Source organism: Amycolatopsis sp. NPDC034160 (genome assembly GCF_055575355.1).
This window is the reverse complement of sequence record NZ_JBVISU010000005.1, coordinates 113,984-134,383: the sequence shown is the minus strand read 5'-3', so window position 1 is coordinate 134,383 and position 20,400 is coordinate 113,984. Positions and strand designations below refer to the sequence as shown.

The window sequence follows — 20,400 nt, the reverse complement described above, 5'->3', positions numbered from 1 at the left end:
CCTTGGAAATGAAGCCGAGGTTAACCTCGACCTCATGATTCCCACGGTTGTCTGGGGTACAGGCAACATCGGCCGCGCCGCCATCCGGGCCGTCGACGCGCATCCGGCGTTGGAACTCGCGGGGGTGCTCGTGCACGATCCCGCGAAGGTCGGCCGCGACGCGGCCGCGCTCGCCGGTGTCGACGGCGAACTGGGTGTGGCGGCGACCGATGACGTCGAAGCGGTTTTGGCGGCGGGCCCGCGAGCGGTGGTGTACGCGGCGTCCGGTGACATCCGGCCCGCCGACGCGCTCGCCGACATCGTCCGCGCGATCCGGGCGGGGGCGGTGGTGGTGACACCCGCGCTCTACGCGTTGTACGACCAGCGCAACGCGCCCGAAGAACTGCGTGGACCCGTGCTCGCGGCGATCGCCGACGGCGGTGGTTCGCTGTTCGTCTCCGGCGTCGATCCCGGCTGGGGCAACGACATCCTGCCGCTGCTGATCAGCGGGCTCGGCACCACCGTGGACGTCGTCCGCTGCCAGGAGATCTTCGACTACTCCACCTACGACCAGCCGGATTCGGTCCGTTACCTGGTCGGCATGGGGCAGCCGATGGACTACCAGCCGCCGATGCTGGCGCCGTCGGTCCCGACGATGGTGTGGGGCGGGCAGGTGCGGCTGATCGCCCGAGGGCTCGGTGTGGAGCTCGACGAGATCCGCGAGACGCTGGACCGCCGTCCGCTCGAAAAGACCGTGACCACGCGGGCGATGGGTGAGTTCGAGGCGGGTACACAGGGCGCGGTCCGGTTCGAGGTACAGGGCATCGTGGACGGCGAGCCCCGCATCGTCATCGAGCACGTGACCCGGATCCACGCGTCGTGCGCGCCGGACTGGCCGACGCCGCCCACCGGCGATGGGGCGCACCGGGTGATCATCGAAGGCCGCCCCAGGATCGAGGTCTCGGTCGAGGCCATCGACGAGGGGGAGAACCGGTCCGCCGGCGGCAACGCGACCGCGGTCGGCAGGCTGGTCGGCGCCATCGACTGGCTCGTGGACGCCAAACCCGGGCTCTACGACGCCCTCGACGTCCCGTTGCGACCGGCCACCGGCAAGCTCGGAAGGAGCGCGCGTTGAACATCGACATTCCCGAGGGCAAGGACCCGATCGGCTACGTCTGGGGCGAGATGGTGCCCGGTATCGGCGCCGCGGCGTCGAACTTCTCGCTCGCGGTCTATGCGCACACCACGCTGGGGCTCCGGGAGTTCGAGGCGGCACGGCTGCGGATCGCGCAGCTCAACGGGTGTGTCTTCTGCCTGGACTGGCGGACCGAACGGGACGGGGTGAAGGTCGAGGAGGAGTTCGCCGACGCGGTCACCGCGTGGCGCACCACCGAGGCGTTCGACGAACGCACCAGGCTAGCCGCCGAGTACGCCGAGCGGTACGCGCTCGACCACCACGGCATCGACGAGGAATTCTGGAAGCGGATGGGCGAGCACTACAGCCAGCGGGAAATCGTGGAACTGAGCATGAGCATCGGTTCCTGGCTGGCGTTCGGGCGACTGAACCACGTTCTGGGGATCGACACCGTCTGCGTGCTGCCGAAAATCTGAAGAATGAGCCGGGGTGGCGACCCCGGCTCATTCTCGGAAAAACCTTGTTCGATCGTCGTCACAAATCGGTGGCGACGATCTTTTCGATGTTCCGTTCCGCCAGCGCGGTGATGGTGACGAACGGGTTGACGGTAGTATTACCGGGAATCAGCGCGCCGTCGATCACGTAAAGCCCCGGATATCCGTGCAGCCTGCCGTAATTGTCGGTCGCCTTGCCCAGTACCGCGCCGCCGAGCGGGTGGTAGGTGAGATGATCGCCCCAGATCTTGTACGTGCCGAACAGATCGGTGCGGTAGATCGTCCCCTCCTTGGAATTGATCTTGTCGAAGATCGACTTGGCCATGGTGATCGAAGGTTGTTTCCAAGCGGACTGCCAGTCGAGGTCGACCTTGTTCGCGCCCGCGTTCCAGGAGAACGTCGCCCGGTGGGGATTCTTGGTGATGGACAGGTAGAACGACGCGTAGGTCTCGATACCGGTCGGCAGCGGCGCGACCTCGGCGAACGCGCCGCCCGCCGCCCAGTTGTCGATGCCGGCGGTCGGGATCGACGACTGCAGCGCGCCCGTGGCGTCCCACATGTGGTTGGCCCGGCCGCACATGACGTTCCCGTTGTCGCCCCAGCCCTTCCCGACCTCGGGGCTGAGGTCGGGAAGCGCCCCGGTCGCCCGGAGTTTGACCAGCAGCTTGCTCGTGCCGACACTGCCCGCGGCGAAGAACACCTTGCCCGCCGTCACGGATTTCGTCGCGGTCACCGCGCCGCCGGTGTCGAGTTGCTCCATCACCACGGTGTATCCGCCGCCGGACGCGGGGGTGACCGAGGTGACGCGGTGCAGCGAGGAGATCGTCACCCGGCCGGTCGCCTTGATTCGCGGAAGATAGGTCTGCTGCAACGATTTCTTGCCCGCGTTGTTGCCGTAGAGGATCTCCCCGGCCAGCGCGGATCTCGGCACCGTGCCCGCCTGCTCCTTCTTCATGTAGTCCCAGTCGTACACGTCCGGGACGAACAGGAACGGGAATCCCGAGCGTTGGGCGTGCTTCCGGCCGACTCGCGCGTACTGGTAGCACTCGGCGGTCTCGAACCAGTTCTGGTCGATCGTGGCGACGCCCAGGCCCGCGTTGGCGCGCGGGTAATAGACGCCGTACATCTCGTCGGCGTTCACCGTCGGCAGCACCGAGCCGAAGTTCTCCCGTTTCGGTGTGACGGCCATCCCGCCGTTGACCAGTGAGCCGCCGCCGACGCCACGGCCCTGGTAGACGGTGATGCCGCTGAACTCCTCGGCGTCGAGGATCCCGGTGTGGCGCGGGACGTCCTTGTCCAGCGGGAAACCGAGGAAGTTGCTCAACGGCTGCTTGGTCCTCGTCCGCAGCCAGAAGGAGCGGTAGTCCGGGGTGGTGGTGTTGGCGAAGATCTTGCCGTCCGTGCCCGGGGCGTCCCACGCCTTGCCGAGTTCGACGAGATGGACGTCGACACCCGCTTCGGCGAGCCGGAGCGCGGCGACGCAGCCGCCGTATCCGGAACCGATGACGAGTGCCGGGATTTGCGCGGCGTCGGTGATCGAGCGTTCCGCCGCCGGTCTCTTCCCGGAAGAGGCGAAGGCGGTCCCACTCAGGGCCGCGGCTCCCAAGATAGAACTAGTTCCTGTTATGAATACGCGGCGGGATAATTGTCCAGAAGCGCTGCTCCGCATGGGTTCGTCGCTCACGTGATCTTCCTCACCGTTGAGGTATTTAGAACAAGTTATACCTCTGGCTCAGTCGGGTGGCAATAAAGGTGGGAGTTCTTTTCCGGGTGCTACGGCCAGGTAGGCGGGCATCGAGGCGGCGGATGCGCCACTATGTACGGCTGTGGAGTCCACTCGAGTTGATCGCTGGCTGTGGGCGGTCCGGCTGACCAAGACGCGCCCGGACGCCGCCGCCGCGTGCCGTGGCGGCCATGTCCGCGTGAACGGCAAACCCGCCAAACCCGCGACCACGGTCGTGGCGGGCGACGAGGTGCGAGCCCGGGTCAACGACACCACGCGGATCTTGGAAGTGACGCGGGTGATCCAGAAACGTGTCGGTGCCGCCGACGCCGCGACCTGTTTCATCGATCGGACGCCTCCGCCGCCGCCCGAGTCCGCCGTGCCGGTGGCGCGGCGAGAGCGAGGAGCGGGACGCCCGACGAAACGCGAGCGCCGGGTCCTGGACCGGTTCCGGACCGGCGAGGGCTGACGCAGCGTCCGTTATGCGCGGTTTCGCGTCAGGGCGTGAGTGATTCGGGTCGCTCACGACCCCGCGCGTAACCGGCAGAGAGGCATCCCCGGTCGCAAGATATGTCCCTTGAGGACACCGGTCGTCGCGACGTTCACATACGTGGACGATATTCACATCCGTTGACGGGTGACAGCGACGTGAACTATAAAGACGGGGTCCGGGTGTACACGCCGCAACACCTTCCGTCAGTCCGTCACGGAGGTTTCGGGTGTCCCGAAAAAGTCCTCTTCGTCGTGCCGTCCTACCGGCGGTCGCCGCCGTGGTCGCCACCGCCGCACTCCTGCAGGTGCCACCCGGCGCCGCGGACGCCGCGCCGGGGGCGGGGGCGCTGACCGGCCTCGATGTCGGCGCGGCCAACCGCCGGGCGCCGGTCGCCGGACTTTATGACTGGTCCAAAGCGGGGTACCGGGGCGGCGCCGTGCTGCCGGGCGCCGCCGAGGTGAATCCGAACGCCACCTGCCAGGTCACCGCGGCGGAACTGGCGAGCCAGTACAACGTCAAGCCCGACGACGGCGCCGACGACACGAACGGGATCCAGGCGGCGATCGACGGGATCAAGAGCGCGTGCTCGCCGTCGGGGAGTTACACCAAGCTGAGCACGATCACCTTCCCGGCCGGACGGTTCGATATCACGCACGAGATCCACGTCGACGCCGACTACCTGATCCTGCGCGGGGCGGGCAAGGACGCGACGAAGTTCGGGTACCGGCCCGACGCGAACACGCTCTACGACACCCTCACGCCGGACGGTTCCGACTGGGACGAGGACGGAATGACCTCGGGCGCGGGCAAGGGCGGCTGGTTGTGGCCCGGCCGCGGGCTGTTCCGTGTCCAATCCAGGGGAGTGCACACGGCCTACGCGAGTGACCACGCCTCGGCGCCCGCCAATCGGAAGGACATCTTCGAGGGCACGGTCAACGTCCACTGGAAGGCCGGGGTGAAGCTGCGTGGCAAGGCCGGTGACACCGCCTTCGCCGCGCGCATGGGGGACCGGGTCGTCCACCTGGCGAACAGTGGTGCCTTGACCTCGCTCGCCGCCGGGAACCTGGTCAACATCCGGGCGGCGAACTCGCAGAAGTTCTACGAACAGCAGCAGGCGACACCGACCACGTTGCCGCTGCTGAACATGCACATGCGTCAGCAGATCTTCACGATCACGGCGCTCGACACGACCGCGCGCACCATCACCCTGGACAAACCGCTCGAGTACGACGTGCCGGTGAATTCCACTTCGGACGGTTCGGCCCCGATCGACGGTGTCACCTACGACTCGAAGGCGGCTCCGCTGGTCGATCCGGTGCTCGGCGTCGGGTTCGAGAACCTCGGGTTCACGCAGGTCATGCCCGGGCTGAACCCCGCGGAGGCGACCAACAACTACGGGAACATGGCGCCCGCCGCGGAGATGCACGGCATCGTGTTCAAGTGGTCGGCGAACTCGTGGGTCCGCGGTGTCCGCGCGGACATGACGGGGTCGCATCCGATCGTCACGGAGGAGGCCAAGAACCTCCAAATCGTCGACAACGAACTCAACGGCTCCTGGAACAAGGGCAAGGGTGGAAACGGGTACTTCCGCGGTTCCCGGGTGTGGGACTCGCTCTACGCCGGGAACACTTCGACCCTGTTGCGGCACTTCACCTTCCAGTGGTCCGCCTCGGGCAACGTCGTGGTCGGCAACTCGTTCGACTCCGACCTGAACCTGCACGGTGGCTGGGAACGCAACAACCTCTTCGAACTCAACACGGTCAAGGTCCCCTACGCGCACCGCTCCGGCAACTGCCGGGCCAACTGCGGTGAGGAGGGCGGCGGTGGTCCCGACGACTCGAACTGGTTCCCGATCTGGTGGGGTGCCGGCAAGAAGGCCGTCAAATGGTCGGGCGGTTCCGGCTACCGCAACGTGTTCTTCAACAACGCCATGGCCAAACAACTCGCGGACGGCGGCCCGTATAACGACTTCTACGGCGATCGGCATCGCGTCTACGTCTTCGGCTGGGACGGCACCAGGTACAAACACCTCGACCTCGGGGGCACCCCGATCGCGGACTGGGCGAAGAACGAGCAGCGGGACTACACCGGCGGGCACGGGGTCGACGCGACCAAGACCGACCCCGCCACGTCGCTGTTCCTGAAGTCCGTCGACGGATCTCCGCCGTCGTCGTCGACGGGCCAGACCGCCACGCCGACGTCCACCACGACCAGCGCCCCTCCCGGCCCTGGTGGTTGCCTGACGGCGGCGTTCGGCCGGAAATCGGTGTGGGACAGCGGTTACGGCGGCGGATTCACCATCACCAACGGCTGTTCAGCCGCGGTGGGGTCCTGGGCGGTCGAGTTCGACCTGCCCGTCGGGACCACGGTCAGTGGTTCCTGGAGTTCGGTGCTGACCAAGTCCGGCCGGCACTACCGGTTCGGGAACGCTGCGCACAACGGAACCGTCGAACCCGGCGGCACGGCGACGTTCGGATTCAACACCGCCGGCCAGGGGCTCCCGGTCGACTGCACGATCGCCGGAACGAAATGCGGAGGCACCGGATGACGAGGAAACGACTTCTCGCCGCGCTCGCGGCCACGGTGTCGGCGGCAGGCCTGCTCGGCGCCGTCGTCACCGCGGAGGCAGTCGCGCCCAGTACACAGTGGACGGTCGAGTTCCAGCACTACAAGATCGCCAACGTCACCGTCAAACCGGGCGGTACGGCGAACTTCGGCGTCACCACCAGTGGCCTCGGCCTGCCGACCTCCACGAGTGGGACGACCAGGACGACCAGTGCCCCGGCGGGTGACGTGGTCGACGTCAGAACCGCGGTGGAACTCCAGGCGGCGCTGGCGGCCGCGAGCCCCGGGCAGACCATCCGGCTGGCCGCCGGAACTTACCGTGGTTCCTTCGTGGCCACGAAGCCCGGAACGGCGGGCGCGCCCATTACGGTGACCGGGCCTGCCACGGCCGTCCTGATCAACGACGGCCCGTCGGGGGAGGCGCCCTCATGCCCGGCGCCGACGGCGGGCTGGGACTCTGGATACGGGTTTTGGCTGTACGACGCTCCTTATTGGCACCTCAAGGGTTTCACCGTGCAGGAGTCGAAGAAGGGCATCGTCGCGGACGATTCCCACCACACGGTGATCGACGGTGTCCGGGTGCACCGGATCGACGAGGAAGGCGTCCACTTCCGCCGCTCCTCGGCCGACAGCGTCATCCGCGACTCGGCGATCAGCCACACCGGTCTTGTACAGCCTGGTTACGGTGAGGGTGTCTACCTCGGTTCGGCGAACTCGAACTGGGCGTGCCACGGGAACTCCGGCGGTGTCGACCGCGGCGACCGGATCCAGGTGCTGAACAACCACATCGGACCGTACGTCGCGGCGGAACTCATCGACGTCAAGGAAGGTACCGCCGACGGCGTCATCCGGGGCAACACCTTCGACGGGCAAGGGATCTCCGGGCAGAACTCGGCCGACTCGTGGGTCGACGTCAAGGGAACCGGTTACGTCATCGAGGACAACACCGGCACGTTCGCCTCGCCGGGGACGTTCGCGAACGGCTACGAGACGCACAACCCCGCGACCACTCCGTCGTTCCCGAACGGGTGCGGGAACGTGTGGCGGGGCAACAAGTCCGATCTCGGCGGCGTCGGCCAGTACGCGATCAAGATCACGTCGACGTCGAAGTGCTCGGAACGGCCCAACGTCGTCTACGCGTCCAACACCGTCTCGAGGGCGGTGAACGGCCTGACCAACATCCCGGTCACGCCCGTACGGCGGTGATCGCCATCGTGGTGTAGCGCGTGGTGAACCGGCCGCCCATCCCGTCGATCACCGCACCGACCTCAGCGAGGATCTCCTGCCGCAGGGCGGGTTCGACCCAGGTGAGTGAGCCGAAGGTCGGAAGCTGGTCGAGCCATTCGTCCCGAGTGTATTCCTTTTCCCAGTCATACCGCCGTTGCTCCGGCTCGCCGAACCCGCCCGCCTCGCGCAGGCCATCGGTGATCTTGGTGATGAGCTGGTCGTACGCGTCGGAGGACTGTTTCGGCACGTTCTTGAGCGCGTCGGGAGCGTCGGGGACGTGCCGCCGGTACGCGTCCATCAACGCGTCTCCGACTCGCGACGGCGGTTCGGGAACATGCCAGAACGCGGCCCAAAGCCCGCCGGGCCGCAGGACTTCCGCGGCCTTGACTGCACCCGCGGCCGGATCCACCCAATGCCAGGCCTGCCCGGAAACGAGCAGATCGAAGCGACGTCCGGCAGGCTCCCAAGCCTCGAAGGTGCCGACTTCGACGTTTATCCCGCTCAGGCGCGCGAAGTCGGCCATGCGCGGATCCGGTTCCACGCCCAGTACCCGGCAGCCCGCCGCCTGGAACTGACGCGCGTCGATCCCGGTGCCGATACCGATGTCGAGGGTTTCCCGGCCGGGGGCGGCCGCGACGAGGTGGTCGATGAGTTCCGGGGGATAGGCGGGCCGGGTCCGGTCGTAGCGTTCGACGTCGACGCCGAAGGATTCGGCGGCCTGTCGATGGCGGTGAGGCTCGCGTTCCGACGGTAGAGTGGGCATGCGCCCACCATAAGTGGGCAGTTGCCCACTCGTCAACGCAAGGGAGCCGTATGCCGACCGGGATAGCCCTGCGCGCCGTGCGCGCGCAGCTGTTCGACGCCGCCGAGCGGGTCCTTCTCCGTGACGGGCCGAGCGGGCTCACCAGCCGCGCGGTCACCACGGAGGCGAACTGCGCCAAAGGCGTGCTGCACCGGCATTTCGACGACTTCGACGCGTTCCTCGCCGAGTTCGTGCTGGATCGGATCGAGAAGTTGGACGAAGAAAGCCTTCGCCAGGCCGTCGGTACCGGAACGGTCGTCGACAACCTGGCGGAGGCGCTCACAGCGGTGTTCGAGTCGGTCGCGGTCGCGATCGTCCCGCTCGTGATCTTCCGCGACGAGCTGCGCGCCCGGTTGCGCCGCGAGTGGCCGGCCGGGGTCCCGGTGCTGACCCAGGCGGCCGTGATGATCGCCGGCTACCTCGAGGCGGAACGCGAAAAGGGCAGGATCGCCGAAGACGCCGACGTCGACACGCTCGCGGCGACGCTCATCGGTGCCACGCATCTACTGTTCGCCGACCGCACCGGCGCCGCCCCCGAGGCGGAGCAGGTGCGGAAGACGGTGGCCGCCGTCGTCGGCTCTGGGATCAGGACTGCGCGGCGGTGACGGTGTGCCGCAGCAGCAGCGAGGTCGTGACCGGGCCGACGCCGCCGGGGACCGGCGTGATCGAGCCCGCGAGCTCCTCGACCGCGGCCTGGTCGACATCGCCGACGAGTCCGCCTTCGGGCGTCGGGTTGGTGCCGACGTCGATCACCACGGCGCCGGGCTTGACGTGGTCGGCGCCGATGAAGTGCGCGCGGCCGACCGCGACGACCAGGACGTCGGCGGTCTTGGTGACCGCGGCGAGGTCCTTGGTACGCGAGTGGCAGACGGTCACCGTCGCGTTCTCGCCGAGCAACAGCAGCGCGGCGGGCTTGCCGACCACGGTCGAGCGGCCCACGACGGCGACCTGGGCGCCGGACAGGGCGACCTGCTCGCGCTTCAGGATCTCCAGCACCGCGGCGGCGGTGGCGGGGGCGTAGGTCGGCAGGCCCGCGGTGAGGCGGCCGAGGCTGACCGGGTTGGCGCCGTCGACGTCCTTGCGCGGGTCGATATGCGCGCCGACGTCGTCGAGTGTGACGCCTTCCGGCAGCGGGGTCTGGCAGATGATGCCGTGCACCGACGGGTCCGCGGACAGCTTGTCGAGTTCGCGCGTGACGTCCTCGCCGGTCGGCTTCTCCAGCTGGACCACGCGGCAGTCGACGCCGACCTTCTTCGCGGCACGCTCGATCGAGCGCACGTACCAGGCGGTGGCGTCGTCGTCGGTCGGTACGAGCACGGCCAGTGTCGGCGCGGTGCCCGACTCGCGCAGCTTGGCGGCGGTCTCGGTGACCTCGGCGGTGATGGCGGCGGCGATCGCGCGCCCGTCGATCAGCGTCATCGGGCGATCCTCTCGCGGACCTGGGCGACGAGGGCGTCGGCGCGCCCGGCGGCGGGCGTGTACTCGGCGAGGCGGGCCTCGGTCTCCTTGCGCCGCTGCTCGTCGGACATCGACGCGAGGTTGACCTCGACGTTGACCACGGCCGACTCGAGCGCGGACTTGGCGGAGGAGGCCGCGACCGCGATGTCGGAGATGACGTTGGTGTTGGCGCCTTCGAGGATCGAGGCGGCGAGGTCGATGACCTCGGCGGCGAGGGCGGCCGTCCGCAGGGGGACGTCGGCGGCGCCGACCAGGGCGGCCTGGATCGCGGCGCTGCGGGCCTGCTTCTCCTCGTCGGTGGCCTTCGGGAGCTTGTACGCGGAGACGACCGCGTCGAACGCGGCGGCGTCGTCGGCGGCGAGGCCGAGCGCGCGACCGCGGAGGTCTTCGGCCTTGCCGAGAGCCTCGGTCATGCTCTCCTCGAACTGGGCGTACTTCGGCTTGCCGATGGTCAGGTTGCACACCATGGAGACCAGGGCGGCACCCACCGCGGCGTTCATCGCGGCCCCCGCGCCACCGCCGGGTGTCGAGGCCTTCGAAGCCAGCTCGTCGAGCCACTGACCGACCGGTTGAGCCTCCACGCGATGTTCCCTTCCCGCTGGTTTTGCCGTCGCGCCGAAGCCTACCCGGGGTTCTCGGACAGCCCGAAGGCCACCTTTCACCGTTGATCGACTTCGGCGAAGGTGGCCTTCGGAAACCAGCTCACGCGCGCTGGTACTCCTCCCAGGTGAGCTTCGGCGAGACGGCGGGGCCGTCGTCGGAACCGCGGCCGGCGAGGCCGTTGTAGCCGAGGTAGTAGTCACCGGCCTGATGCTGCGCGCCGGACGACAGGTCCGGATCGGACAGCGCGATGGCGTGGATGTGGTAGGCGAAACCCTGGGCCGGGGTCCGGACCCACGCCGCGAAGCCGACCTGACGCAGCTTCCGCGCGACGTCGGTCCGCGTGGTCGAGGACATCCCCTCGACGCCGATGTCGAGCGCGCCGCCACCGTCGTGCGTACCGGCCGAAGCGCCGACACCGCCGGGGTTGTACGAGCCCTGCGTGATGGTGAGCTGCCTGCCGAGCAGACCCTCGGCCTTCACCAGCATCTCCTTGGTCCGGGTGTTCATCGTCTTGCCGTGGTAGGTCAGGCGGCTACCCGCCGAAACCACCGCGGTGACGGTGTACCGGCTTTCGCCCAGCTTCTCGAGCGAGGTCTTGCCCGGCAGGCCGGAGGCGTCGAGCCCGGTGTACCCCAGCGACTTCTGGTAGCTGGAGTACGCGGTGATCGTCGACGTGCCGAAGTGACCGTCGACGTACTGTTGGTCGAGCAGCCCCTTGGCCGACAGCGCCTGCTCGACGAGCAGCACGCTGTCTTTGGCACCCGGCGTCAAGGCGCTGTCCGCCCGGCGCGGGTCGATCTGGGCGGCCTTGAGCACCGCTTCCATGTTGGCCGCGGGCAACAGGTCCGCGGCCACTTCGGCGCTGGCCGGGGCGGCCACGCCGAAGGAGAACGCGGCCGCTGTCGCGAGCACGGCTACCTTGGTCAACAATTCCTGCCTCCTGAACTAACCGAAGTTTGTCCGGGCAGCATGATCAGCGCGAATACAAGGTCCGTACAAACGAACGGCTCTCAGGTCTGGTCCCGGCCGGTGACGAAGAGGGTCACCGCTTCGGACAAGGCCCGGCAATCGGCGTCGTCGGGGTGTTTGGCCGCTTCCTGTCCGAGCGGGCGCAGCCGGTCCCTGGTGCGCACCGATCTCAGCGTCTCGGCGCTTTCGACCGCCTGGATGCCTACGGACAGCGCCTCGTCGCCGTCCCCGCCGAGAACGTGTCCCGTGGCCAGCATGCTCAAACACAGCGAACGGCTGCGCGCCATTTCCGGACCGTATCCGCGGACGGCGTCGGTGAGCGTGGAGATGGCCATTCCGATATGACGGCCGCCCTTGCGCAGGGCCAGATCGGTATGGACCGAGCCCGCCATCGCGGAAACGTCGATTTCGGTGAAGAATCTCGCCCAGTCGGGTGGCTCGCTGTCATCCTTTTCGGCGAATTCCTCAGCCGCTCGATCCATCAGTCCGACGGCGAGGTTCGCGTCGCCCTTCTTGGCGTATGCCCAGCCTTGGTTCGCGCTCAGGATGCTCGCGGCCAGCTTCGAACCGGCCCGCCTCGCGGCGAGCCTGCCCAGCTCGAACTGGGTGAGGGCTTCGTCCGTCGCCCCGTAATGGAGATGGATCCGGCCTCGCCGATAATGGATGTTCGCGGTCAATTCGGCGTCTCCGGCCTCGGCGGCGAGCTCCAGGGCGACGTCGAGATGGTGCTGCGCGGCACCGACGTGACCACTGTCGAAACAAGCCCACCCGGCGAGGTTGTGCAGATCCGCGACGGCCGAGAAAAGCCTGGCCCGCACCGGTTCGGCGATCGACATCGCGAGCATCCGATGTCCACGATGGATCCGCACCACGACGGCGTCGCGGCACATCCCGCCCCCGCATTGGTAGTCGACGGCACGGAGCGCCTTCGTCTGTGCTTCCAGCGCTTCGACATCATGTTTCCCCACCCGGTCCGGAGCGAGGTGGCGGCGAGCGGTGGCTTCAGGATCTGTCATGGTCATTAACCCCTGACGTAACCCCAGCGCGACATTCGTGGTCTCAAAGCGTAACCCGGGCCGAGTGTCGCCGCGAGCTTTGCGCCCTCTCCGTCAACGTGCGCTGAGGTATGAAGACAGGTAGTTGTACGGGTGTCATCCAGGCGGAAACCGGCGCAACCTGATATGACTTCCAGTGGATGCCGAAAGGTCGAGACCTACATGGTGCTACGTGCTTCACCGCCTTCGCGAGCCCGTCTCCGGCTGGTCTCCCAGGAGGATGCGAGTGCGACTCCCCGGGTGGGCGGCCGTCTGGATCGGTACGGTGAGCTAGCCGACCGGCGGCTGGCGGCCATCCTCGCCGCCGAAGACGTGGCGGAGGAACACGGGCTGAGCGCGCACGTGCGCACCACCTGCTACGTACACCGATGCTGGGTGCACCAGTGCATCTCCGATCCGTTGCACGTACTCGTGGTCACCGGGCACCGCTGGTGCCGTCGCTGCGATCGCACGATCGACGTCGAGGTCGACGAGAGCCTCCCGGGATCGGTCGAACTCTATTGCGACGGCTGTGGCGTCCCGCCGGACACGGTCGCGAACCGCGAAGTGCTCTTCGCGTGCCGGACCAGTCTTGTCGCCATGCACGGAGGCGACGCGTCGACGTTGTACGTGGTGCCGGACAGCTGACTTCCGGTCTGCGCATTTAGTCGGCTAAATGCGGTGTCTCTTGCGCCAATCGCCACGCAACATGCGCCCTCAGGTAACTGAATGCGGTCTCGACAAGTGGCTTCGCCGCCCTTGCGGTAACAGGTCGGCCAGTGTTCCGCCGTGGACGCCGAGACCTGGCGCAGATGTCGCACTTCACCCGAACCCGCACTCAACAAGATCATCGAGGCTCGTTACAGAACCCCCTGCACAGCGTCCTCAAGAAGCTCAACGACCTCGAGTCCCCAGAGCCGCTCACGACACCTCGACACCTGATTGGGCTGACCGAGCGAACAAGCCCCCGGCGTCGTTGACCCCCGGGCGAGCGCGTCCGTACGGTTCAAGGGTGGGCACCTCGGCCTCGGCAGGCCGGCCGGGCAACATCCCCGCCGGGACCACGAGTTTCGTGGGTCGAAAGCAGGACGTCGCCGAAGTCAAAAAACTCCTGTCCAAAGCCAGGCTGGTGACCCTGACCGGGGTCGGCGGAGTCGGCAAGACAAGGCTGGCCCTCCATGCCGCCACCGAACTGCGTCGGGCCTTCTCCGATGGTGCCTGGTTCGTCGAACTCGCGGATCTGTCCGACCCGGCCCTGCTGGTCCACACCGTGCTGGAGAAGCTGGGCGTCCGCGACGACACGGGCCGGAACCAGACGGACGTGCTCGCGGATCACCTGCGGGAGCGTCGGATCCTGGTGATCCTGGACAACTGTGAGCACCTGATCGAGGCGTGCGCCGCCGCGGTGGACCGGCTATTGCGGGCGGCGCCGGGGCTCCGTGTCCTCGCCACCAGCAGGGAACGACTCGGGATCCCCGGTGAGCATCTCTGGCAGGTCGTCCCGTTGCCGCTGCCCGATCCGCTGCGTCCGCTTCCCCCGGAAGGTTGGCGTGGTTACGCGGCGATGGCGTTGCTCGCGGAACGGGCGGCCGCCGTCGAGCCGGGCTTCGCCGTCACCGACGCCAACCAGGACTTGATCGCGAGGATGTGCCGGATGCTCGCGGGCATACCGCTGGCGATCGAGCTGGCCGCGGTCCGTGTCCGCGCGTTGTCGCTCGACGAGCTGGCGACGCGGCTGGAGGACAGTTTTCACCTGCTGGCCAAGGGAGAACGTGGCGGACTGCCTCGGCATCAGACCTTGCTGGCTGCGGTCGAATGGAGCCACGACCTGTGCGGAGCGGCCGAGCGGCTCCTCTGGGCGCGGGCGTCGGTGTTCGGTGGTGGATTCAGTCTGTCCGCGGCCGAAGCCGTTTGCGCGGGGGACGGGCTGTCCGCCGGATCGGTGCTGGGGCAGCTGACCGGGCTGGTGGACAAGTCGGTCCTGCTCGTCGAACGCGACGGCGATCGGACGAGATACCGGCTGCTGGAGCCGCTTCGCCAGTTCGGCAGGTCGAAGCTCCACGCCATGGGCGACGAGGACGTGGTCCTGCGCCGTCACCGGGATTACTACCTGGCGCAGGCCGAGCGGAGCGAGCGGGAATGGTTCGGGTCGAAGCAAGCTGAGATCTTCGTGCGGACCAGACTCGAACACGCGAATCTGCGCGCCGCTCTCGACTATTGCCTTGCCACCCCCTCGGGGTTCAAGGCCGGTCTGAAACTGGCTGCCACGTTGTGGTTCTACTGGGCGGGTTGCGGTGTGCTGGGGGAGGGGCGGCACTGGCTCGACCGCGCGCTCGAAGCGGTCCCCGACGGCGGCGAAGATCGTTTGAAAGCGCTGTGGGTCAACGGATACGTCTCAACGCTGCAGGGTGACGTCACGCGTGCGGTGACGTTGCTGGGGGAGTGCCGGACGGAAGCGGGCCGGGTGGGGGACCAGGCGGCACTCGCCTACGCCATCCACCGTCTCGGATGCAACGCGCTGGTCGGCGATGACGTCGGTTACGCGAGGGACCTCTTCGAAGACGCCCGTGCCCGCTATCGGCGGCTCGGCGAGTTGAACGGCAACGTGATGCTGGCCGGGATCGAGATGGCGATCGCGTCGATCTTCCTCGGTGACCTGGAAGAGGCCGCGGCGCTGTGCGAAGAGGCTCGCGCGATCGGCGCGGCGCACGGCGAGGAATGGGCTTACGCCTACGCGATCTACGTACTGGCGCTCGTGGCGTTGAACCGGGGCGAGTTCGACCTGGCGACCGGCTACGCGCGCAATTGCCTGCGGCTCAAGCGCACGTTCAACGATCTGCTCGGCATGGTGCTGTCGATCGAGGTGCTCGCATGGATCGAGGCGTCGCTCCGGCAGTGGGAGCGAGCGGCGACACTGCTCGGCTGCGCGCGGCGGATCTGGCAGTCCGTCGGCTACCCGATGTTCGGCTCGAAGTACTTCGGCGCCCCGCACGGTGACTGCGAAGCGCGGACGCGTGAGGCTCTCGGTGACAGCCGGTACGCGGTGCTGTCGCGGCGAGGCAGTGAGTTCACCTTGGAAGAGGCTGTCGCCCTCGCGCTCGACGAGGCCGAGAGAGCGGAGAGCGGTCCCGTCGCCGAGGTCGAGACGGTGCTCACCGACCGGGAGCACGAGGTCGCGGTGCTGATCACCGATGGCCTGTCCAACCGGGAGATCGCCGATCGGCTGGTGATCTCCCGCCGGACCGCCGAGGGACACGTCCAGCGCATCCTGCGGAAGCTGAACTTCGATTCCCGGGCACAGATCGCGGCCTGGGTGGCCCAGACGGCGGTGCGCGGCGGGCGGAACGGCGGCATCCGGTAGGTCCGTCCGGAGCAGTTCCGTGGTTTGGACCACTGCTGTTACCGAAGCGTGATCTGGACAGATCTCCCGGCCAGCTACTTTGTTGTGGCGCGCAACGAATTGCTTCGCCCGTGGATTTCCAACGCCGGAGGTGTCACGACGTGAATCGGATCCTTGTGCAGCCCAAACGACGGAAAGGGGCAAGGGGCACGTTCGCCCTCGCCCTTTCCGCACTCCTGATCGCCGCCGGTCTCGGCGGCGCCACTGCCTCCGCGGCCGAGGACTACAGCCAGAGCGCGGCGTCCGTCAACGCGACACAGGCGCAGTTCTCCTTCACCCCGGCGACGACCGCGCGTTACGTCGACATCCACTACACCGGCGTGCCCGGAGTGGGCCAGCAGAACGTCCGCATGACCGACAACGGCGGGACGTGGCGGCACACCGTCGGCTCGCTCAGCGTCGGCACGGTGCTCGACTACTGGTTCACCTACGAGAAGAACGGGCCACAGTACGACACCCCGCACTTCAGCTACACCCATGGCGGTAGCGGCACGACGGTCGCCGCGCCGACGTTCGATCCACCCGGCGGGAGTTACCCGAGCGCCCGCACGGTGACGCTGTCGACCGCGACCGCCGGTGCGACCATCCGGTACACAGTGGACGGATCGACGCCAACGGCAGCGTCCACTGTGTACTCCGGCCCGATCACGGTCTCGGCGTCTTCGACGGTTTCCGCGATCGCGTTGAAGTCCGGCTCGGCGAACTCTCCGGTTTCGTCCGCGAGCTACACGATCGGATCCACGCAGGCGACCTGCCCGGTCCAGTCCGAGGTCCCGGACTTCGGGCCCAACGTGCGGATCTTCGACCCGGGTATGTCGGCGCAGTCGATCCAGACCCGGCTGGACGCGGACTTCAACGCCCAGAAGGACACCCTGACCGCGCAGTTCACCGAACGCCGGTACGCGCACCTGTTCAAGCCCGGCGTGTACAGCGGGATCCACGACGACGTCGGCTACTACACCTCCGTCGCCGGCCTCGGGCAGAACCCGGGCGACGTGGTGATCAACGGAGACGTGACCGTCGACGCGTTCAACGAGTCGGACAAGGGCGTGGCGCTGCAGAACTTCTGGCGCTCGGCGGAGAACCTCGCCGTGGTCCCGAGCAGCGGTGCGACTCGCTGGGCCGTCGCGCAGGCCGCGCCGTTCCGCCGGATGGACATCCGCGGCGGGCTGAACCTCTTCCCGGCCAGCTACGGCTTCGCCAGCGGCGGCTACACGGCCGACACCAAGGTCTCCGGTAAGACCGCGTCGATCTCGCAGCAGCAGTGGTACACCCGCGACAGCGGTTACGGCAGCTGGGAAGGCGGCGTCTGGAACATGGTCTTCTCCGGGACGAACGGTGCCCCGGCGAACACGTTCCCGAATCCGCCGGAGACGACGCTCGGCACCACGCCGGTGTCACGCGACGTGCCGTACCTGTACCTCGATGGCTCCGGCAAATACCGGGTGTTCCTGCCTTCCCTGCGCACCAACGCCTCCGGGCCGAGCTGGGCCAACGGCAGCACGCCGGGCACCTCGCTGCCGATGAGTCAGTTCTACGTCGTGAAGGCGGGGGACACGGCGTCGTCGATCAACAACGCGCTCTCTCAAGGGTGCAACCTGTTCTTCACGCCCGGCGTGTACCACCTCGACCAGACGCTGAACGTGAACAAGGCGGGGACCGTCGTCCTCGGCGTCGGCTACCCGACACTGGTCCCGGACAATGGCGTCGACGCGATGCGGGTCGCCGACGTGGACGGCGTCCGGCTCAAGGGCCTGCTGTTCGACGCCGGCACGACCAACTCGCAGTCGTTGCTCACGGTCGGCCCCGCCGGCTCGACGGCGAACCACTCGGCCAACCCGACGACACTGCAGGACGTGTTCTTCCGGATCGGCGGTCAGATCGCGGGGAAGGCGACGAACAGCCTGATCGTCAACAGCCGTGACACGATCATCGACCACATCTGGGCGTGGCGGGCCGACCACGGCAACGCGGGCACCTACGGCTGGACGGTCAACACCGGGGACACCGGGGTGGTAGTCAATGGTGACAACGTGCTGGCGACCGGCCTGTTCGTCGAGCACTACCAGAAGTACCAGGTGATCTGGAACGGCCAGAACGGCAGGACGATCTTCTTCCAGAACGAGATCCCCTACGACGTCCCGGATCAGGCGGGATGGAAGAGTCCGAACGGGCTCAACGGGTACGCCGCCTACAAGGTGGGGGACAACGTGACCACACACGAGGCGTGGGGCCTGGGCAGCTACTGCTTCTTCAACGACAATCCGTCGGTGAACCTCTATCACGCCTTCGAGGTGCCGAACCGCTCCGGCGTCCGGTTCCACAACATGGTGACGGTTTCGCTGAACTACAAGGGGACCATCACCCACGTGATCAACGACGCCGGCGCGGTGACGCCACCGGGGACGACGCCGAGCAACCTGGTCAGTTACCCGTAAGCCGACCGATCGTGAGTGGCGATTCGGGCTAAGGCAAAGGCGGCGGGTGAGTCCGGTGTCGGCAGTCCGTGAAGGCCTCCTTCCCTACGCTCAGGGTAGGGAAGGAGGCCTTCACGGAATCGACACTCACGACCACGTACCACTTCCCGTATAACGACCTATACGTCCCCTCGGTAGACAAACTCCAATTTCAACCCACGTGAAAACAGCACAGACGGCGGTATGACGAGCGGGCGCCTGGGTACCCGAGGACGGTTCACCGTCCCAACGGATACTCGGAGGCAACAACATGACGGCATCACCGACCAAGGTGGCGCGTTCGCCGCGTCAGCTCTTCGCGGCGGCGGTAGGCGTGGTGTTCCTGCTCGTCGGCGTGCTCGGGTTCATCCCCGGCGTCACCACGAACTACGACCAATTGGGCGGCATGGGCCACGACTCGGGCGCGCTGTTGCTCAACCTCTTCCAGGTTTCGATCCTCCACAATCTCGTCCATGTGGCGTTCGGGGTCGCGGGCATCCTGATGGCGAGGACGGCGGGGGCGGCACGGTCGTTCCTCGTCGGCGGAGGCGTGATCTATCTGGTCCTTTGGCTGTACGGCCTGCTCATCGACCACGGTTCGGCGGCCAACTTCGTGCCGGTGAACGGTGCCGACAACTGGCTGCACCTCGTACTCGGCATCGGCATGATCATCTTGGGTGTCGTCCCGGTCGCGGGCGCTCGTACGCGTTAGAAACCGGGCTCAGTCGTTCTGCCGCGTACGAGCCTCGGTGACCTCTTCCGTTTCTTCGTCGTCCATCGCCCGGGTGTCGCGAGGCGGGAGGAAGGGCTCGTCCGCAGCGGGACGGCCATCCGCGCGTTCCTTTCCTCGGGTGAGTTCGGCGTCGAGTTCGGCGCCGAACAGGACGGCGATGTTCGAGATCCACAGCCAGATCAGGAACACGATCACTCCGGCCAGCGAGCCGTAGATCTTGTTGTACGAGCCGAAGTTGCTCACATAGAAGGCGAATCCGGCCGTCGCCGCCGCCCAGAGCAGCACCGCGACGAAGCCGCCCGGGGTCATCCAGCGGAAGCGCGGCTGCCTGACGTTGGGGCTCGCCCAGTAGAGCACCGCGAACGCCAGACCGGCCAGCAAGGCGATCACCGGCCACTTCACGATGTCCCACACGAGGACGCCGGTCGAGCCCAGTCCCACCAGATCGCCGAGGTACCGGGCCACGTCGCCGGTCGTGACGATCCCGATCGCGCAGAGCGCGAGGATGATCAACAGCGCGACGGTGAGGCCGAGCCGCAACGGCCAGAGTTTCCAGACGGGGCGGCCCTCCGGCATCGAATAGATGACGTTGGAAGCCCGGATGAACGCGCCGAGGTAGCCCGACGCGGACCAGAGCGCGCCCGCCAGACCCATGATCGCGGCCGGCCCGGCGAGACCGCTCGACCCGGACAGCTCCCGGGTCGCGCCGAGCAGGAGGTCCCGGCCCAGGCCCGGGGTGATCTGTCCCGCGCTGTCGATCAGGGTTTGCGTGGCGGAAGACCCCATCAGTCCCAGTAGCGCGGTGAGCACGAGCAGACCGGGAAAGAGCGAGAGCACACCGTAGTAGGTGAGCGCGGCCGCGTGGTCCAAGAGCTCATCGCGGTTGAACTGGACGACCGTCCGTTTGAGCACGCCCCACCACGATCGCTTCGGCAGATCGGTGGGGCCTTCCGGCCCGGTTTTCTTCTTGCTGGCCAAGGGAAACCTCCTGGTGGGGATCCTTTGGCATACCCCGGTTCGCCGGGGTGGAAACGAACTCAGGTGGCGTAGATGTAGTACAACGTCCAGGCGCCGTTCTCCGCCCAGCATTCGTAACCGTCGGCGTCCCAAGGCCGGTGCTGCGGCGCTTCGGCTTCGCAGATCGCTTCGGTCGGGTAGACGGCGTACTTCTGCCAGGAGTCCAGAACGGTCGCTTGCGCGGGTACGGCGGCGAGCAGCCCGGACACGGCGGCCGCGAGCCCGACGGCAAAGGTCTTCATCGAATGATCCCTCCAGTTTGCTCCGACCGACACTACGAGCCGGCCGCGATGACCGAAAGGTATTCTCCGA

General features: G+C 67.4%; 18 protein-coding genes. 10 read left to right on the top strand and 8 right to left on the bottom strand.

Annotation, left to right across the window (positions count from 1 at the left end; all coding sequences use genetic code 11):
- Positions 1-34 precede the first annotated feature (34 nt).
- A complete protein-coding gene (locus ACZ54P_RS14050; RefSeq protein ID WP_465461918.1) occupies positions 35-1,114 on the top strand; it encodes an NAD(P)H-dependent amine dehydrogenase family protein in 1,080 nt (359 codons plus the stop codon).
- Positions 1,111-1,590, top strand: coding sequence for a carboxymuconolactone decarboxylase family protein (locus ACZ54P_RS14045; protein WP_465461917.1), 480 nt, complete (start codon positions 1,111-1,113; stop codon positions 1,588-1,590). The genes ACZ54P_RS14050 and ACZ54P_RS14045 overlap by 4 nt, the downstream gene beginning before the upstream one ends.
- Before the next feature lie 58 nt (positions 1,591-1,648).
- Here ACZ54P_RS14045 and ACZ54P_RS14040 read toward each other — a convergent pair whose 3' ends face one another.
- Positions 1,649-3,214: a GMC oxidoreductase gene (locus tag ACZ54P_RS14040; protein ID WP_465461916.1), complete on the bottom strand. Its 1,566-nt coding sequence runs from the start codon at positions 3,212-3,214 to the stop codon at positions 1,649-1,651.
- Between the two features lie 220 nt (positions 3,215-3,434).
- Between ACZ54P_RS14040 and ACZ54P_RS14035 the strand changes: the two genes are divergently transcribed.
- From ACZ54P_RS14035 to ACZ54P_RS14025, 3 genes are all read left to right on the top strand, one after another.
- Positions 3,435-3,800, top strand: a complete 366-nt coding sequence (locus ACZ54P_RS14035; protein WP_465461915.1) for an RNA-binding S4 domain-containing protein — start codon at positions 3,435-3,437, stop codon at positions 3,798-3,800.
- A gap of 250 nt (positions 3,801-4,050) precedes the next feature.
- Complete coding sequence (locus ACZ54P_RS14030) at positions 4,051-6,372, top strand: cellulose binding domain-containing protein (protein ID WP_465461914.1); 2,322 nt, start codon at positions 4,051-4,053, stop codon at positions 6,370-6,372.
- Positions 6,369-7,595, top strand: a complete 1,227-nt coding sequence (locus ACZ54P_RS14025) for a right-handed parallel beta-helix repeat-containing protein (RefSeq protein ID WP_465461913.1) — start codon at positions 6,369-6,371, stop codon at positions 7,593-7,595. The genes ACZ54P_RS14030 and ACZ54P_RS14025 overlap by 4 nt, the downstream gene beginning before the upstream one ends.
- Here the strand turns inward: ACZ54P_RS14025 and ACZ54P_RS14020 are convergent.
- On the bottom strand, positions 7,576-8,379 hold the full coding sequence (locus tag ACZ54P_RS14020) for a methyltransferase domain-containing protein (protein ID WP_465461912.1): 804 nt from the start codon (positions 8,377-8,379) through the stop codon (positions 7,576-7,578). The two genes, ACZ54P_RS14025 and ACZ54P_RS14020, sit on opposite strands and share 20 nt — an antisense overlap.
- A gap of 50 nt (positions 8,380-8,429) precedes the next feature.
- Here ACZ54P_RS14020 and ACZ54P_RS14015 point away from each other — a divergent pair, with 50 nt between their 5' ends.
- Complete coding sequence (locus ACZ54P_RS14015; RefSeq protein WP_465461911.1) at positions 8,430-9,023, top strand: TetR/AcrR family transcriptional regulator; 594 nt, start codon at positions 8,430-8,432, stop codon at positions 9,021-9,023.
- Here ACZ54P_RS14015 and ACZ54P_RS14010 read toward each other — a convergent pair.
- The 4 genes from ACZ54P_RS14010 to ACZ54P_RS13995 all read right to left on the bottom strand — a co-directional run bounded on the left by ACZ54P_RS14010 (position 9,004) and on the right by ACZ54P_RS13995 (position 12,464).
- Positions 9,004-9,837 (bottom strand): bifunctional 5,10-methylenetetrahydrofolate dehydrogenase/5,10-methenyltetrahydrofolate cyclohydrolase, encoded by an 834-nt coding sequence (locus tag ACZ54P_RS14010; protein ID WP_465461910.1) that lies wholly within the window; start codon positions 9,835-9,837, stop codon positions 9,004-9,006. The genes ACZ54P_RS14015 and ACZ54P_RS14010 overlap by 20 nt on opposite strands.
- Positions 9,834-10,457, bottom strand: coding sequence for a cyclodeaminase/cyclohydrolase family protein (locus tag ACZ54P_RS14005; protein ID WP_465461909.1), 624 nt, complete (start codon positions 10,455-10,457; stop codon positions 9,834-9,836). Before ACZ54P_RS14005 ends, ACZ54P_RS14010 begins: the two co-directional genes overlap by 4 nt.
- A gap of 121 nt (positions 10,458-10,578) precedes the next feature.
- The gene (locus tag ACZ54P_RS14000) at positions 10,579-11,409 is read right to left on the bottom strand and encodes a peptidoglycan-binding domain-containing protein (RefSeq protein ID WP_465461908.1); all 831 of its coding nucleotides are present in this window, start codon (positions 11,407-11,409) and stop codon (positions 10,579-10,581) included.
- Between the two features lie 80 nt (positions 11,410-11,489).
- Entirely contained in the window at positions 11,490-12,464 is a 975-nt protein-coding gene (locus ACZ54P_RS13995) for a tetratricopeptide repeat protein (protein WP_465461907.1), read from the bottom strand.
- A 279-nt stretch (positions 12,465-12,743) separates the two neighbouring features.
- Here ACZ54P_RS13995 and ACZ54P_RS13990 point away from each other — a divergent pair, with 279 nt between their 5' ends.
- The 4 genes from ACZ54P_RS13990 (at position 12,744) to ACZ54P_RS13975 (ending at position 19,050) form a co-directional block, all read left to right on the top strand.
- Positions 12,744-13,130, top strand: a complete 387-nt coding sequence (locus ACZ54P_RS13990; protein WP_465461906.1) for a hypothetical protein — start codon at positions 12,744-12,746, stop codon at positions 13,128-13,130.
- 364 nt (positions 13,131-13,494) lie between these two features.
- Positions 13,495-15,843: an ATP-binding protein gene (locus tag ACZ54P_RS13985; RefSeq protein ID WP_465461905.1), complete on the top strand. Its 2,349-nt coding sequence runs from the start codon at positions 13,495-13,497 to the stop codon at positions 15,841-15,843.
- 140 nt (positions 15,844-15,983) lie between these two features.
- On the top strand, positions 15,984-18,320 hold the full coding sequence (locus tag ACZ54P_RS13980; RefSeq protein WP_465461904.1) for a chitobiase/beta-hexosaminidase C-terminal domain-containing protein: 2,337 nt from the start codon (positions 15,984-15,986) through the stop codon (positions 18,318-18,320).
- 289 nt (positions 18,321-18,609) lie between these two features.
- Positions 18,610-19,050 carry a DUF4383 domain-containing protein gene (locus ACZ54P_RS13975; protein WP_465461903.1) on the top strand — a complete coding sequence of 147 codons (441 nt, stop codon included), beginning with the start codon at positions 18,610-18,612 and terminating at the stop codon, positions 19,048-19,050.
- Between the two features lie 9 nt (positions 19,051-19,059).
- Here ACZ54P_RS13975 and ACZ54P_RS13970 read toward each other — a convergent pair whose 3' ends face one another.
- Positions 19,060-20,049, bottom strand: coding sequence for a YihY/virulence factor BrkB family protein (locus tag ACZ54P_RS13970; RefSeq protein WP_465461902.1), 990 nt, complete (start codon positions 20,047-20,049; stop codon positions 19,060-19,062).
- A 59-nt stretch (positions 20,050-20,108) separates the two neighbouring features.
- Positions 20,109-20,330: a hypothetical protein gene (locus tag ACZ54P_RS13965; protein ID WP_465461901.1), complete on the bottom strand. Its 222-nt coding sequence runs from the start codon at positions 20,328-20,330 to the stop codon at positions 20,109-20,111.
- Positions 20,331-20,400: the final 70 nt, after the last annotated feature.